Source organism: Winogradskyella schleiferi (assembly GCF_013394655.1).
Lineage (GTDB): Bacteria > Bacteroidota > Bacteroidia > Flavobacteriales > Flavobacteriaceae > Winogradskyella > Winogradskyella schleiferi.
The window spans coordinates 1746270-1761598 of the sequence record NZ_CP053351.1; the positions used below are offsets into that span (position 1 = coordinate 1746270).

Sequence of the window (15329 nt, forward strand, 5' to 3'; positions counted from 1 at the left end):
ATGAGACATAGAATATTAGTACCAACAGACTTTTCCAAAAATGCAACAAAAGCATTGCGTTACGCTATAGAACTCTATAAAGATGTTCCTTGTGACTTTTATTTGCTGAACGTATTTACTGCAGGTGGTAACATCTTAGAAGACTTGCTGAACATGGAACCAGGAACTGAATCGTACGAAAGAAAAAAGATAGATTCTGAAAATGGTTTAGCAAAAATTTACGATATGATTGCCATGACAGAATACGATAACCCTAAACATCATTTTAACGTCATCTCTGTTTTCAACAATCCTATTGAAGCTATTAAAGATGCGGTAGAAAAAAATGATATTGAAATTATAGTTATGGGAACAAAAGGGGAAACTAATTCCAGAAAAACTGCTTTTGGGAGTACTGCGATTTACGTCATGGAAAAAGTACGCAACTGCCCAGTTATTGTGGTGCCACTGAATGCAAAATCGGTGATGCCAAAAGAAATAGTATTTCCCACCAGCTACAAAACACATTATAAAAAAAGAGAATTAAATTACCTCGTAGATATAGCTAAAAAATTTGAAGCAACTATTATAGTACTTCATATATCTGAAGAAAATGAGCTAAGTAAAGAACAGAATGAAAACAGACAGTTACTGGAAAACATAATAGAAGACACAAACCACAAACCTCATTTCTTATCGCACAGTTCGGTAGAAACTGCTATCAACATTTTTATTGAAAGTAGAGATAGTGATATGGTTGCTTTTATAAATAAAAAGCATGTTTTTTTTGGAAGTATATTAACAGATCCATTAGTGAAACATATTTCATTTCATTCTAAAGTTCCGATACTGGTAATGCATGATTTAAGAAATTAAAAAATTTATTAATGGCTATTTATCGTAGTGCTAAAATACGATTGTTGCTGAAGTTAGGGACGTTAAATTATCAATATGAAAATTTCAAACATAGATGTTATTAAATCTTCTGGTGAAAAAGTAAAGTTTTCTATGGAAAAATTACGAGCATCCCTAAAAAGATCTGGTGCAGATGATAAAATCGTGAAACAGATATTAGATAAAGTTCGTGATGAACTCTACCAAGGTATTTCTACAAAAGAAATTTACAACAGAGCATTTGCGTTATTGAAAAAGAATAAAAGCTATTTCGCTTCAAAATATAAACTCAAAAAAGCCATTTACGAGTTAGGGCCTACGGGTTTCCCTTTTGAGCATTTTATAAGCGCTATTTTGAATTATTCAGGTTACAAAACCGAAGTTGGTACCATTTTAAAGGGTAAATGCGTATCTCATGAAATAGACGTTATAGCACACAAGAATTCTAAAACCACTATAATAGAATGTAAATTTCATAGTGACCAAGGTCTAAATTGTAATGTTAAAATTCCCTTGTATATCAATTCAAGATATCGGGACATTAAAGATAATTGGCAGACTCTAAAAAAACAGGATGCCTCACTAGCTAAAGGCTGGGTTGTGACCAATACAAGATTTACAAAAGATGCCATAAAATATGGTAATTGCTGTGGATTGTACTTATTGAGTTGGGATTATCCATCAAACGATGGATTAAAAGATAGGATTGACCGCTTGGGATTATACCCAATAACGGTATCCACATTACTCTCACAACGTGAAAAACAGTTTCTTTTAAGTCGGTCTGTTGTGCTGTGCAGAGATTTAATTAATGATAAATTTTATTTAGATCATCTTGGTATTTCAGAAACACGTAAGAACAAAATTCTTGATGAAATTTCTCAATTATGTGACTAATCTAATATTAATATGGAAAAGTTTGTAAAAATCAATTTTTTAGGAGCAGCAGGTGTTGTTACAGGTTCAAAATTTTTAATTGAAACTTCAGAAAAAAACATCCTGATAGATTGTGGGATGTTTCAAGGTTTAAAAGAGCTTCGACTACTTAATTGGGAAGATCTGCCTATCGATGTGCCATCCATTGATGTCGTTTTATTAACGCATGGCCATTTAGACCATGTTGGTTATCTACCTCGTTTACTAAAACAAGGTTTTAAAGGCAAAGTTATCGGTACGGCACCAACTTTAGCTATAGCAGAAATCATATTAAAGGATAGCGCTAAAATCCATGAAGAAGAGGCCAAAAAAGCAAATGAGGAAAATTACACTAAACACAATCCCGCTCTATCTTTTTACACCATTAAAGATGCCGAAAACACCATCAAACAATTTGAAGGCGAAAATGAAGACCAATGGATTCAATTATCAGAACACATCGCTTTCCGCTTTCAATATAATGGACATATTATAGGTGCCACCTTTATAGAATTGGATATTAACGGAAAGCGATTTGTCTTTTCGGGAGATATTGGCAGAAGAAACGATTATCTATTAAACGATCCTAAAAGACCTGAATGGGCAGATTTTTTATTCATGGAAAGTACGTATGGCAACAAATTACATCCTGAAGACAATGTTGAAGAAGTTTTAACGGAAATCGTTTTAGACACCATCCATAAAAAGGGCAATCTCATTATTCCGAGCTTTGCTGTCGAGCGATTACAAACACTGATGTTTATTATTTGGAGGTTATATCAAAAAAACAAAATTCCGAACATTCCAATTTTTATCGATAGTCCTATGGGCAATAACGTGTTGGATGTCTTTAAGCGTTTTCCAAAATGGCACAAACTATCCACTGAAGACTATAATGCCATGTGCAATCATGTTAATATCATTCAATCCTATAAAGAAACTTGGGAAACCATTGACGATAAACGATCTAAAATCATTATTGCTGGAAGTGGTATGGTTACAGGTGGAAGGGTGTTGACTTATTTGCAACAACTTATTGATGAGCCTATGACCACCGTTTTATTAGTTGGTTATCAAGCAGAAGGTACTCGTGGCAGACAACTTTTAGAAGGTACTCACGAAATTAAATTTTTCGGGAAATACTATCCCGTAAAAGCCAATATAAAAAGTATAGAAAGCTTATCAGCCCATGCAGACCAGCAAGATTTGTTGGATTGGGTTAGCCATATTAAAAACGTACCTGAAAAAGTCTATCTAATCCATGGTGAACCTATAGCTTTAGATGCTTTTAGAGTAAAATTAAAAGATAAATACCATTGGGATGTTACTATACCAAAGCTTACCGATGTATGCAAAGTGTTGGTTTAAAACTAAGTCTCCCAAACTGATATTTATCATTTCAATATGCAACCTTAAGTATTAAATTAGTGATAGAAATAATGTTTAACTAAAATCATAGTATATTATGTCACTCATTAAATTTAACAACAGAAATAGATTATTCCCTTCTTGGAATAATGACAGCTTAAAAAGTTTTTTAAGCAGCGACGATTTTTTTAACAATGACTTTTTTGAAGAAGATAGCTTAATGCCAGCAATGAATGTACAAGAACATGAAAAAGAGTTTGAAATTGAATTTGCAGCACCTGGATTTTCTAAAAAGGATTTTGAAGTCACCATAAATGATAACATGCTTAATGTTTGTGGTGAAAAAAAGAAAGAAACTGAAGAAAAACAGGAAGATTACACACGTAAGGAGTTTAGTTACAATTCATTTAGAAGATCATTGCAACTGCCAAAAACAGTGAATGCAGATCAAGATGTAAAAGCGACTTACAAAGATGGAATTCTTAAGTTAAATCTTCAAAAGAAAGCCGAAGCTAAAGCAAAACCGAAAAAAGTAATTGAAGTTTTGTAATCACTGAGAAAGCAGGGCGTGGTTAGAGGGATTACGTTCTGCTTTCCTATTCACACAAACACCATGAAAACCACACGAACACATTTGCGCTACGTAGAATGGCTAAGTCCTGAGGAAATGCACGACACTTCTAAAGAATGGTTATCTGAATTGAATTTTATTAAAGACGAACATCTATTCTTTGAAGATTTGGTAACTCAATTTACATCCCAATTGATAGCATTTGGTAATTTTTCCAGTATCAAGGAAATTATCGATACGATTAACAGGTCCCAAAAACAAAATAATACACTTATAGAGGCTGTTAAACTCCATGAAAATGAATTACAAATTATGGTTGATGGCATTAATCAAGTAAAAGAAGAAAAGGCTTATGTCAAAGAGCATAGCGATTTAATCATTGCTATGACCGAATTCTTAAAGGACTACAAATCACTCAAGACACAACTTTTTGATATTATTAAAACCATTAAGAAAGAAGATAAAAACCGACATCTGCTGGACAGAAAATAAATAGTATGAGAACATTTAGTCTTGTATGGATTGGGTTGCTAATTTTTAATTGTTCCTCCACCTCATTGACAAAGCGTTGGACAAATCCTAATTACAAATCATTTGTGCCCAAAAACATTTTGGTCATAGGAGTAACGCCAGATTTAAATGTTCGTAAAGACTTTGAATTTCAATTTATAAAAGAGCTAAACGCGAGGCAAATCAATGCTTTGCAAAGCCATGTTGTTTTTGAGAAATCGTTTCAAAATTCCAAAAAAACCGAAGCTGAAATTGAAGCAGAGCTAAATAAACTAATTTCTACTGGATACGATGCCATACTGATATCTGTTGTAAAAGGTGTTGAGAATAACGTATCGTACAGCGGAAAATCTTCCAAATTAGATTACAGATTACGAAAATTCATTGGTTATTACTTAGCAAATCAAGATACCTACTTCAATCAAACACATTTTGATAGATACAATGTTTATACTATAGAAACGTCACTGTACAGTCTTAAAAACGACTCAGACAAATCTAGAATATGGTCTTGTACTTATGACATCATTGATCCGAAAAATATCAAAAAAACCACAGATAAATATGTAAAAGTGGTCATAAAATCTTTGGAAAAAGAGGGTTTCATTTCAAAAAAACTTTAATAGAAACTTTGGTAAAGCTAAGTATGGAATACCAAAAGAGGAACGCGAATAGAATTACTAATTTTAGTTGTTGCTGAACCCATAAAAAAGCGCTCTAAAAGACTTTCTGGTTGCACTAATAATATCATAAGATCAATTTGGTGGGTCTGTATATAGCAATCAACAACGTAGTTCATTGGTATATCATTTACTATGTGGTATTCGGAATCTGTATTTTTAAGAAAATTACCTAAATCTTTTTTATCCTTCTGGTCTTCTAGTAAGTTGTCACTATTGGGTATAATTCGCAGAAGATGTACTTTTTTACTGAACCTATCAGTGAATTTAGAAGCCTTATTAAAGGCATTACCACTCAAGGTGTCTTCAACATCTAATGGTAAAAGAATTTCATTTGCTTTTCTAAAATCAAATCCTTTAGGAACCACCAAGGTTGGACAATCAATAGTTCTAATAACATTTATAGTATTACTGCCAAAAACTACTTCTTTAGCACCAGTAACGCCATTTGTTCCCATGACAATTAAATCTATAGATTTTGTTTTTATGACCTGATTAATAGCATCAGTTAAATTATCAAAGTCAACAATAGTATTAAATGTAAAGTTTTCAGAATTCAGCCTTGTTTTCAAATCCAATACCATACGATCCAACTCCTCTTTTCCATCTTTGACAATTGTATTATAGATACTTTCATTTCCTATAGCCATAAGATCATCAGTTGTATAGGAGTCCGAACTTTTGACATGAAGTACAAAGAAATCACAGGAATCCCCTTTAAATAAATGCATTGAATAGTCAATAGCATTTAAAGAATTTTCAGAGAAGTCGGTTAACAAGAGTATATGTTTCATCACATCACAATTAAGTCTAAAATTAGATATTAATTTCTGAATTTCATATGATATCAATCATTGTTATAAAGTATTAGATTTATAAATGGAATTATATCATTGATTTCATTGTGGAGATAGATTGACTTTACTATGGTAGTAGTACTATTTGAGGATAATTCTGTTCAAAAAAAATTACTTTGATAAAATTTCATATAAAATTATATCAATTTTTCATTCAAATGAAATCCTATTCAATACGCGTTAATTAATTCTACATATACTTTAATAGTGGACTCTAACTTAATTCACCACATAAACCAATTCCACCATTTCAGATAGCCTAAAATATCCAAAAGGATAGTTGTCTGAATTGGTGGTATTAATGCAATTGCCTCTTACCGTTGCTGGTTGTGTTTCAAATGGTCCGCCACCTTGTTCACTTCCTTGTTGCAAAAGAATAAACATAAATTCATAAAATTGTTCTGAAACTCCAAAATGGCGCATGATTACTTCATCGCCAGGTTCTAAATCTTCTTCAGTATAAAAAGCAAAAATTTGATTGCCATCAATAAATTCATCATCTAAAACGTCTAAAGTTGGAACCACTGGAATATCACTTATATATTCAAAGAAATAAAAATTATCGATATCCACAGGATCAGTAAAATAAGTTTTTAATTCAATATCTTCACCCGTAAAACCACCTTCATTGTTTTGTTCTACAAATTCTATAGGAACTACTGACTTTAAAGTTTCTGAGGCGGTATAAATGGCTCCATTATAATTAATGGTTAAATTATAGATACGGTCAATGACTGGAATGAAATTATTGGTTCTATAGATACCAGTATCACCTTCCTCAACAAAATTAAACGTATTGTCGTTGGAATCTGTAATTTGGACTGTGGCTCCATTTGCAGGTGGAGTATCATCATCAAAAAATGGTGCTGACAATGATAATTTTATACTTTGTTCGTTGCCTGTCGTATTTTTTAACCAGTTGATGGAAGCCTCAATAACTAATCTTGGTTCTGCTTCATTGAGGTCGACGTCAATGACATCTTCGCAAGTATAAAATATTGAAAAGACGAGGAGTAGATAGATTGATTTTTTCATGATTTAAAATTTAAAATTATAGGAAATGGAAGGTACCATACCAAAAATGGCTAATCGTACGGCTTCATTCGTTCCAGAATCCCTGTTTTCCCTAAAGGATATACTGGCTGCATTTTTACGACCATAAACGTTGTAAATTCCAAACACCCATTCGCCTTTAAATCTTTTGGTACGCTCTGGTTTTGGGTTAAAATTTGCAGAAATATCCAAGCGATGATATGTTGGTAATCTACTGGAATTTCTGGCTTCGTAATTTGGGATTACCAAACCATTGTACTCGTATTGACCGTTGGGATAGGTGGTAGGCTGCCCTGTTTGAAATAAGAAATTTGAACTAAATGACCACTTTTTGTTCAATTCATAACTTCCTGTCAAGGAAATATCGTGGGTTTTATCATATGCCGTATTATACCATTGGCCATTACTGATTCCTGTTTCCACGGGAGTTCTTCCTGGCGTTCTCTGTTCGGACTTAGACAAAGTATATGCCAACCAGCCAGTAAACCTGCCTTCATTTTTTCTAAACAGAACTTCCAATCCGTATGCTCTTGCTTCACCATTCAAGATAACCTGTTCTATGGCATCATTGGCTATTAGGTTGGCACCATCCACATAATCGATTCGGTTTTTAATGGTTTTATAGAAGCTTTCAACCTCTAAGGAAAATGCATTGTCTTTAAAGGTTCTAAAGTATCCAACAGCAACTTGATCCAACAATTGTGGTTTTACATATTTACCACTAGGCGACCACACATCTAAAGGTGTAGGAGAGTTGGTATTGGACAATAAATGTAAATATTGACTCATTCGGTTGTAACTCGCTTTTACCGAAGAGTTATCGTTAAGCTGATAGGCAATTGCCAATCTTGGTTCAATATTCGAAAACGATTCTATAACATCGCTTCTGTTAAAAGTTTCTGTACCGATTGGTTCTGCTTTTTCATAGATGCCAATGGCTTCATTAAATGTTAAAGCTGAATTGTTTTCATAGATATTTAATTCATCTTGTCCCAAACGATGAAATGTACTGAAACGTGCACCATAACTTACAGAAAGCTTATTGCTCAGTTTGTGCTCTGCATCTAGATATATGGCATTTTCAAACGCATATTTATCAATTAATTTATAAGGGTTAATCCCTGAACTTTCAGTTGTCGGATTGATATCACCAGGGTTAAACTTATAGTAGATACTGTTTAGTCCATATTCAAGTTTAAAATTATTGTTGAGGTAATGCTTGAAATCGTATTTCAAATTAAAGTTTCTAATACCAGACACCCAATCAAATTCAACAAAACTCAATTCTAAACCGTAATAATAATCGGAATAAATTAAGGATAGATTGGAAAATAATTTATCCGAAAACAGATGGTTCCATCTAAAATTAAGAACCGTATTCCCAAATGTATTTTCAAAACTATCAGAGATTTTAAAGACATCCCTTCCAAAATATCCTGATAAGTAAACATTGTTGTTTTTATTAATATTGTAGCTTAGTTTGGTATTTAAATCATAGAAATAAGCTTTACTATCAATATCGAAAAGTGGCAGAAACAAATGCGCATAACTACTTCGACCACCAACTAAAAAGGAACCCTTCTCCTTTACAATAGGACCTTCTGCCAATAAACGACTAGAAATTAAACCGATCCCACCATTCATGTGGAAGGTATTGCTGTTTCCTTCTTTCTGGTAAATATCCAAAACAGAAGATACGCGACCTCCATATTTTGCAGGTATTCCTCCTTTATATAATTTAAGATCTTTTATCGCATCTGGATTAAAAACCGAGAAGAAACCAAAAAGATGGGACGAGTTGAATATGGTAGCTTCATCTAAGAGAATTAAATTTTGGTCGGCCGCTCCACCTCTTACATTAAAGCCAGAAGAACCTTCGCCAGCATTGGTCACGCCTGGTAACAATGTTATGGACTTTATGACATCAACTTCACCCAAAACGACAGGCATATTCTTTATGGTTTTAATAGATAAGGAATTTACGCTCATTTGTGGTTTTTTAATATTGAGCTTTTCAATATTTTCAGTCACAACAACTTCATCCAAACTTTCAGCAGCTTCCTCAAGTTTATAGTTTTTTGTCACATCATTGTTAAGTTCTAAGGTCTTTGAAATGGTTTTAAAACCTAAATAACTTATTTGAATGTTATAAGTGCCTGATGGTAACGTAATAGAGTAGAAGCCGTATTCATTGGTCACTGTACCTGTTTCTAACTCTGGAATTATAATGTTCACACCAATAAGGGTTTCATTACTAAGCACATCGGTTATGGTGCCGCTAAGTGTAAATTTTTCTTGAGCTTGAAGTCCGAATACATTGAGCAATAAGCAGAGGATAAAACCTCTAAGAAGTAATTTCATATGCAATTAATATTGTAGTTTGATTGGTAATGTGTTTCTATTAAAAACGATTAACCTATACTGTTGTTACACTAAAAGTAAATTAAAACATAAAAAAAGCTTCCCGAAGGAAGCTTTTTTAACATAACCTTAATCTAAAGGTTAATCATTTACAATAGTATTCAATGATTTGCTTGGCCGCATAGCATTAGTTACTAAATTTTCATTAGGAAGATAATAACCTTCAATATTTACAGGTTTGCCTTGACAATCTATTAATTCCTTAACAATAGCCTCTTCATTTGAAGATAATGATTTGTGAATTTTAGAAAACTCAGCTTTGAGTTCCGCATCTTTATCTTGATTAGCCAAAGCTTCAGCCCAATACAGTGCCAAGTAAAAATGGCTTCCTCTATTGTCTAATTCATTAACTTTTCTTGATGGCCCTTTTTTGTTTTCCAGTAATTTATCTGAAGCATCATCTAAAGTTTCCCCTAAAATGCTTGCTTTTTTATTATCATTTACCTGCGAAAAATGCTCTAATGAAACTGCTAATGCTAAAAATTCTCCTAAAGAATCCCAACGTAAATGGTTTTCTTCCACAAATTGCTGCACGTGTTTTGGTGCAGAACCACCAGCTCCAGTTTCAAATAAACCGCCACCATTCATTAAAGGTACAATTGATAACATTTTTGCACTCGTTCCAACTTCTAATATTGGGAATAAATCCGTTAAATAATCTCTTAGAACATTTCCTGTAACTGAGATGGTATCTTCTCCTGCTTTAAGACGTTTTAATGTGAAATTAGTCGCGTCAATTGGTGATAAAATTCTAATATCCAATCCTTCAGTATCATGATCTTTAAGATAGGTATTTACCTTTTTAATCAATTCTGCATCATGCGCTCTTTTCTTGTCTAACCAGAAAATAGCAGGTGTTTCAGAAGCTCTCGCTCTTGTCACCGCTAATTTTACCCAATCCTGTATTGGTGCATCTTTAGTTTGGCACATTCTCCATATATCTCCAGCTTCAACTTTATGACTGGTTAAAACGTTGCCGTTAGCATCAATTACTTCAACCTTTCCTTTAGATGCTATTTCAAAAGTTTTATCGTGAGATCCGTATTCTTCAGCTTTTTGAGCCATAAGTCCAACATTAGGAACGGTTCCCATAGTTGTAGGATCAAAAGCGCCATGCTTTTTACAAAAATCAATCGTTGCAATATAAACTCCAGCATAGCTACTGTCTGGAATGACTGCTTTTGTATCTTGTTGCTTGCCTTCCGCATTCCACATTTGACCAGATGTTCTGATCATTGCTGGCATAGATGCATCGATAATAACATCACTTGGAACATGAAGATTGGTAATGCCTCTATCAGAATTTACCATCGCTAAATCCGCACTATGGTCTAAGGCAAAACGAATATCGTCTCTAATCGCGTCGCGTTTATCTTCTGGCAAATCGTGTAATTTTTCAAGTAAGTTCCCAAAACCATTGTTGACATCCACACCGATTTTCTCAAATGTTTTGCCATGCTTTTCAAACAAATCACTAAAGAATACGCGTACAGCATGCCCGAATATGATTGGGTCTGAAACCTTCATCATAGTGGCTTTCATATGTAATGAGAACAATACACTTTTGTCTAGAGCATCTTCAACTTGCTCCTCCAAAAATTCGAGCAAAGCTTTTTTGCTCATTATCGTAGCATCGATAATTTCACCTTTTAACAAATCTAAGCGCTCTTTTAGATTGGTTTTATTGCCTTTAGTGTCCGTATGAACAATCTTTACAGTGTTGGCAACATCAAGTGTAACTGATTTTTCGTTGTGCGCAAAATCTCCTTTAGACATCGTTGCCACGTGGGTTTTGGAATCTTTACTCCAAGCTCCCATACTATGAGGATTTTTCTTGGCATAATTCTTAACGGCTTTCGGTGCACGTCTGTCTGAATTTCCTTCCCTAAGAACTGGGTTAACGGCACTTCCTTTTATTTTATCGTAACGTGACTTAATTTCCTTTTCGGCATCATTTTTTGGTTCGTCAGGATAATCAGGAAGTTTATAGCCTTTATTTTGTAACTCTTCAATTGCAGCAGTAAGTTGTGGTACGGAAGCACTTATATTAGGTAATTTTATAATATTAGCTTCTGGCTTTTTAGCCAATTCGCCCAATTCTGCAAGCGCATCAGCCACTTTTTGGTCTTCCGTTAAAAAATCTGGAAAAGCTGCTAAAATCCTAGCTGCTAATGATATATCCTTTGTTTCAATAGTAATGCCAGAAGACTTTGTAAATGCTTTAACAATCGGTAAGAATGAACGTGTTGCTAAAGCTGGTGCTTCATCCGTTTTTGTATAAACTATCTTTGCTGTTTTTGTCATAAGTCTTGTTAATAATTTGAATAATATTTTGCTTAAAATTAAGCTGAGCAAATATACGAAAACGTTTGATTTTACAAGTGGTAGATTAATACTAAACAGTACTAATTTTTAAGGAATCTATAAATTACAGAAGAAATCGATTAAAATATTATTTTATCTTTATTTTGAAGCATTCTAGCAGTCCTGAAATACTTTCTTTTGAAAAGGAAGCATTCTTAATTTGATTCATCGAAGGGTTGATGCTGAAGTTAATGGCCGAAGTAAAATCAGTATGTTCAATGTTGGTTCTGTCGAATGTGGAATCCCGTAAATCACAGTCCTTAAAGACCACCTGTTTGGCTTCGCTTTCTGTGAAATCTACTTGATGCATTATGCAATTTGAAAATTGGGTATGATTAATTTTTAGTTGGTAGAAACTACTAAGATTCAAGGTGCAATTTGTAAACTTGAAGGATAACAAAAAGGCATTACAATTGTGAAATAAAACACCTAGAATTTTACAATCTTTAAATGTAACAGCGTTAAAAGTGGTATGCATCACATTAGCATTGCTAAAATTACAATCCACAAAATCACATTCCAAAAAGTTAATATTTGAGAGGTCGGAGTTTTCAAAATTACAATTGGTAAATGTGCATTCTATGTAATCTGCTTTTGGGAGCGAATTTTTAGTGTAATCTTTTGAGTTTAAAGTTTGATTGTCTGTTAGTGGCAGGTTCATGTTGGTAGCGTACTAAATGAATTGATCTGTTTGAGATCATGAAATAAGTTCAAGATGACAAAATTAGAAATTTAGTCAAAAAAAAAGCCATATCACTCAGATAAAATCTGCGCTGACATGGCTTTCATAGAAACAGTACTAACGTGACCTACTTAGCTTGCACTAACTCGACTGAATGACCTACGTCAACAGTTTTTCGGTTCAAGGGTTTCTGTTTCAAGTTCGAAACAGTTCATACCTTTCAAAATGTATTGACCTGATATTACTTTGTTTCTTAGGTCTGTTTTTCTTGATGTTTTTCCTAAAATACTCGCATGAACGAAGATTAGGTTTAAAACATTGCTCGTCCTTTTCGTGTTCACTTTCGATTCCACTACTTCTTCGGAGCTTTTCACTTTAGCCATATAACCTGCCGAAACATGTTATATTTTTAAAGCTTCATGATTATTTCACAAACATTTGCTTTCATAAGTTGCTACATAACCTCAAAAAACAACCTCAATACATAAAGAACGAATCTCTAGTAACAATTTAACATTAATTTGAAAAGAATTTCAAAAACAAACGAGGTTTGTTGTTAATTGTTTTACTAAATTAAAAAATTATTTCGAGAAACGGCAATGTTTTAACATTTTAGATATCAACAGATTATAAACCGTAGTTATTAACAATTGTTTATAACAAGAAGAGCCTTCTTAAACAGAAGGCTCTTTATTGTAATATATAAGTTGGAATTATCTTCTAACTTCTTTGATTCTTGCTTTTTTACCAGTAAGACCTCTAAAGTAGTAAATTCTAGCTCTACGTACTTTACCACGTTTGTTAACTTCTACTTTTTGCAACGCAGGTAAATTAACTGGGAAGATACGTTCTACACCAATTGTTCCTGACATTTTACGGATGGTAAACGTTTCAGAAGATCCAGTTCCTTTACGTTGTAATACGACACCTCTAAAAAACTGGGTACGTACTTTTTCACCTTCTCTAATTTCGTAGTAAACTGTGATAGTATCACCAGCTCCAAATTCTGGAAAGTCTTTACGGGTTACAAATTCGTCTTGTACAAATTTTACTAAAGAATTCATTTTCTTTTATTTATAATAGTTGATTCAAAGCAACATTCACGATTCTCGCCAGAGGTTGGTCCAAATTGGTTTGCAAAAGTAGTACTTTTTTGCATATTCACAATACTTTATTCTTTATTTTTGGTATAAACTTTTAACTTGAAAACTCAGGTTTATTCTTCTTTCATCCGTCTTTCGTCATCTTTGTCATTCGTCCAAAAGATCTGGTCGTCGTTCCTTAGTTCTTTTATAGGCTTCTTCCTCTCTCCATTTTTCAATTTTGGCAAAGTTACCACTGAATAACACTTCTGGGACTTTCATACCGTCGTATTCCCTTGGTTTGGTATAAATTGGTGGTGCCAATAAACCATCTTGAAACGAATCGGTTAGGGCAGAGGTCTCATTACCCAAAACGCCAGGAATTAATCGAATTACAGCATCACATAAAACAGCTGCGCCCAATTCGCCTCCAGAAAGCACATAATCGCCAATAGAAATTTCGCGTGTGATGAATTTATCGCGCACACGTTGGTCTACACCTTTATAATGTCCGCAGAGAATAATAATGTTTTTCTTTAAAGAGGTTTGGTTCGCAATGCTTTGGTTTAATTGCTCGCCATCTGGTGTCATATATATAATCTCGTCGTAATGACGCTCCTTTTGTAATTTAGAAATACACTTATCAATCGGTGCAATACTCATAACCATACCTGCGCCTCCTCCGAATTGGGTATCATCAACCGATTTGTAACCTCCAGTTGCAAAATCCCTTAAATTGTGAAAATATACTTCCACCAATTCAGCTTCTATGGCACGTTTTAAAATAGAGGCTTCAAACGGACTTTTTAAAAGTTCTGGTAATACGGTGATGATGTCTATGCGCATGTGTCGTCAAAATTGAGTGCAAAGATAGGCTTTATTGGCTTTAATTTAGATGCCGTTGAAGAAGCAATTAATCATTCCCATAAACTAGGTCTAGAAAATCGGACTTCTCTAATTTTCCGAAATAGTTTTGAACTGATACATTTTCTAGTTTCTTATTGATTTCATGTTTGTCATAAGGCACACCAATGAGTAAATTTTCTATTTCTGAAACGGGTTGCCTTCCAAAAAAATCACCAAAGATTTTAAAGTCTGAAATATGGCCTTTTTCCACAAAAATACGAAGGTCAATTTCTCCTATCGAAAAACGTTTATTGCGTTGAATATTGAATTTAGGCGAACGACCAAAATTCCAGTCCCATAAATCATACTTTTCGGCTTTTAATTCATGGACGGCTTTCCATTCGGCTTCAGTTAACTTATAGGTTTCAAAGGGTTCGCTGGCTTCGTATAGTCCAATTAGTAATTGTTTTTTAAAGTCGGACATTGAAATTGGTCTCTCTAAAAAATCACTGATATTTGCTACACGACTTCTCACGGATTTATGACCTTTAGATTGAATTTTGCTCATTTTTACCTGAAGTGCTTTTGCTACTTCACTCATCTCGGTATCGAATAATAATGTACCATGGCTAATCATTCGTTTTCCAGTAGAAAATTGTGCCGTTCCAGAGATTTTCTTCTCATCTACTAAAATATCATTTCGTCCTTTTAGTTCGGCGGCAACTCCCATGTCATTTAATACACGGATTACTGGAGCTGTAAACTTTTTGAAATTGCTGATGCTCTTTCCATCGTGATTGGTTATAAAACTAAAATTCAGATTTCCTAAATCGTGATAAACCGCGCCACCACCAGAAATACGTCGAACCACATGGATGTGATTGGTTTCTATGTAGTCTTGGTTGATTTCTTCCAAAGTATTTTGGTTACGTCCAATAATAATGGATGGCTCGTTGATATAGAATAACAAGTAATCTGTGGAAGTATCAAAATGTCTTAGTGCATATTCTTCTAAGGCTAAGTTTAATTTTGGATTAGTATGGCCCTCATTGTCAATAAAAATCATAAGGTGTTCTTGGTTTAATTTCCGACAAAGATAAAGAAATT

14 protein-coding genes are annotated in these 15329 nt (G+C 33.7%); 6 read left to right on the plus strand and 8 right to left on the minus strand.

Going from position 1 to position 15329, the window contains the following annotated elements; translation table 11 throughout:
• From HM990_RS07505 to HM990_RS07530, 6 genes are all read left to right on the plus strand, one after another.
• Positions 1-855, plus strand: coding sequence for a universal stress protein (locus tag HM990_RS07505; protein ID WP_178988331.1), 855 nt, complete (start codon positions 1-3; stop codon positions 853-855).
• 75 nt (positions 856-930) lie between these two features.
• Positions 931-1770, plus strand: coding sequence for an ATP cone domain-containing protein (locus tag HM990_RS07510; protein ID WP_178988332.1), 840 nt, complete (start codon positions 931-933; stop codon positions 1768-1770).
• 12 nt (positions 1771-1782) lie between these two features.
• On the plus strand, positions 1783-3156 hold the full coding sequence (locus tag HM990_RS07515) for an MBL fold metallo-hydrolase RNA specificity domain-containing protein (protein ID WP_178988333.1): 1374 nt from the start codon (positions 1783-1785) through the stop codon (positions 3154-3156).
• A gap of 97 nt (positions 3157-3253) precedes the next feature.
• Positions 3254-3706 (plus strand): Hsp20/alpha crystallin family protein, encoded by a 453-nt coding sequence (locus HM990_RS07520; RefSeq protein WP_178988334.1) that lies wholly within the window; start codon positions 3254-3256, stop codon positions 3704-3706.
• A 63-nt stretch (positions 3707-3769) separates the two neighbouring features.
• Positions 3770-4219 carry a hypothetical protein gene (locus HM990_RS07525; RefSeq protein WP_178988335.1) on the plus strand — a complete coding sequence of 150 codons (450 nt, stop codon included), beginning with the start codon at positions 3770-3772 and terminating at the stop codon, positions 4217-4219.
• Between the two features lie 5 nt (positions 4220-4224).
• A complete protein-coding gene (locus HM990_RS07530) occupies positions 4225-4860 on the plus strand; it encodes a hypothetical protein (RefSeq protein WP_178988336.1) in 636 nt (211 codons plus the stop codon).
• 17 nt (positions 4861-4877) lie between these two features.
• On the opposite strand, the gene HM990_RS07535 is transcribed toward HM990_RS07530, so the two are convergent.
• The 8 genes from HM990_RS07535 to HM990_RS07570 all read right to left on the minus strand — a co-directional run bounded on the left by HM990_RS07535 (position 4878) and on the right by HM990_RS07570 (position 15288).
• On the minus strand, positions 4878-5711 hold the full coding sequence (locus HM990_RS07535) for a universal stress protein (protein ID WP_178988337.1): 834 nt from the start codon (positions 5709-5711) through the stop codon (positions 4878-4880).
• A gap of 282 nt (positions 5712-5993) precedes the next feature.
• Positions 5994-6809, minus strand: coding sequence for a DUF4249 family protein (locus tag HM990_RS07540; RefSeq protein ID WP_178988338.1), 816 nt, complete (start codon positions 6807-6809; stop codon positions 5994-5996).
• Between the two features lie 3 nt (positions 6810-6812).
• Positions 6813-9188: a TonB-dependent receptor gene (locus HM990_RS07545; protein WP_178988339.1), complete on the minus strand. Its 2376-nt coding sequence runs from the start codon at positions 9186-9188 to the stop codon at positions 6813-6815.
• Between the two features lie 141 nt (positions 9189-9329).
• Positions 9330-11552 (minus strand): NADP-dependent isocitrate dehydrogenase, encoded by a 2223-nt coding sequence (locus HM990_RS07550; RefSeq protein ID WP_178988340.1) that lies wholly within the window; start codon positions 11550-11552, stop codon positions 9330-9332.
• Positions 11553-11700: 148 nt separating this feature from the next.
• A complete protein-coding gene (locus HM990_RS07555) occupies positions 11701-12273 on the minus strand; it encodes a pentapeptide repeat-containing protein (RefSeq protein ID WP_178988341.1) in 573 nt (190 codons plus the stop codon).
• A gap of 734 nt (positions 12274-13007) precedes the next feature.
• Complete coding sequence (gene rplS / locus HM990_RS07560) at positions 13008-13358, minus strand: 50S ribosomal protein L19 (protein WP_178988342.1); 351 nt, start codon at positions 13356-13358, stop codon at positions 13008-13010.
• 186 nt (positions 13359-13544) lie between these two features.
• Positions 13545-14222: a tRNA (guanosine(37)-N1)-methyltransferase TrmD gene (gene trmD / locus HM990_RS07565; protein WP_178988343.1), complete on the minus strand. Its 678-nt coding sequence runs from the start codon at positions 14220-14222 to the stop codon at positions 13545-13547.
• Positions 14223-14289: 67 nt separating this feature from the next.
• The gene (locus HM990_RS07570; RefSeq protein WP_178988344.1) at positions 14290-15288 is read right to left on the minus strand and encodes a lipoate--protein ligase; all 999 of its coding nucleotides are present in this window, start codon (positions 15286-15288) and stop codon (positions 14290-14292) included.
• Between the last annotated feature and the right edge of the window lie 41 nt (positions 15289-15329).

What these genes read in the sequence shown, in the direction of transcription:
- HM990_RS07505 (WP_178988331.1), top strand. Translation starts at nt 1, where the DNA reads ATGAGACATAGAATATTAGTACCAACAGACTTTTCCAAAAATGCAACA.
- HM990_RS07510 (WP_178988332.1), top strand. Translation starts at nt 931, where the DNA reads ATGAAAATTTCAAACATAGATGTTATTAAATCTTCTGGTGAAAAAGTA.
- HM990_RS07515 (WP_178988333.1), top strand. Translation starts at nt 1,783, where the DNA reads ATGGAAAAGTTTGTAAAAATCAATTTTTTAGGAGCAGCAGGTGTTGTT.
- HM990_RS07520 (WP_178988334.1), top strand. Translation starts at nt 3,254, where the DNA reads ATGTCACTCATTAAATTTAACAACAGAAATAGATTATTCCCTTCTTGG.
- HM990_RS07525 (WP_178988335.1), top strand. Translation starts at nt 3,770, where the DNA reads ATGAAAACCACACGAACACATTTGCGCTACGTAGAATGGCTAAGTCCT.
- HM990_RS07530 (WP_178988336.1), top strand. Translation starts at nt 4,225, where the DNA reads ATGAGAACATTTAGTCTTGTATGGATTGGGTTGCTAATTTTTAATTGT.
- HM990_RS07535 (WP_178988337.1), bottom strand. Translation starts at nt 5,711, where the DNA reads ATGAAACATATACTCTTGTTAACCGACTTCTCTGAAAATTCTTTAAAT.
- HM990_RS07540 (WP_178988338.1), bottom strand. Translation starts at nt 6,809, where the DNA reads ATGAAAAAATCAATCTATCTACTCCTCGTCTTTTCAATATTTTATACT.
- HM990_RS07545 (WP_178988339.1), bottom strand. Translation starts at nt 9,188, where the DNA reads ATGAAATTACTTCTTAGAGGTTTTATCCTCTGCTTATTGCTCAATGTA.
- HM990_RS07550 (WP_178988340.1), bottom strand. Translation starts at nt 11,552, where the DNA reads ATGACAAAAACAGCAAAGATAGTTTATACAAAAACGGATGAAGCACCA.
- HM990_RS07555 (WP_178988341.1), bottom strand. Translation starts at nt 12,273, where the DNA reads ATGAACCTGCCACTAACAGACAATCAAACTTTAAACTCAAAAGATTAC.
- rplS (WP_178988342.1), bottom strand. Translation starts at nt 13,358, where the DNA reads ATGAATTCTTTAGTAAAATTTGTACAAGACGAATTTGTAACCCGTAAA.
- trmD (WP_178988343.1), bottom strand. Translation starts at nt 14,222, where the DNA reads ATGCGCATAGACATCATCACCGTATTACCAGAACTTTTAAAAAGTCCG.
- HM990_RS07570 (WP_178988344.1), bottom strand. Translation starts at nt 15,288, where the DNA reads ATGATTTTTATTGACAATGAGGGCCATACTAATCCAAAATTAAACTTA.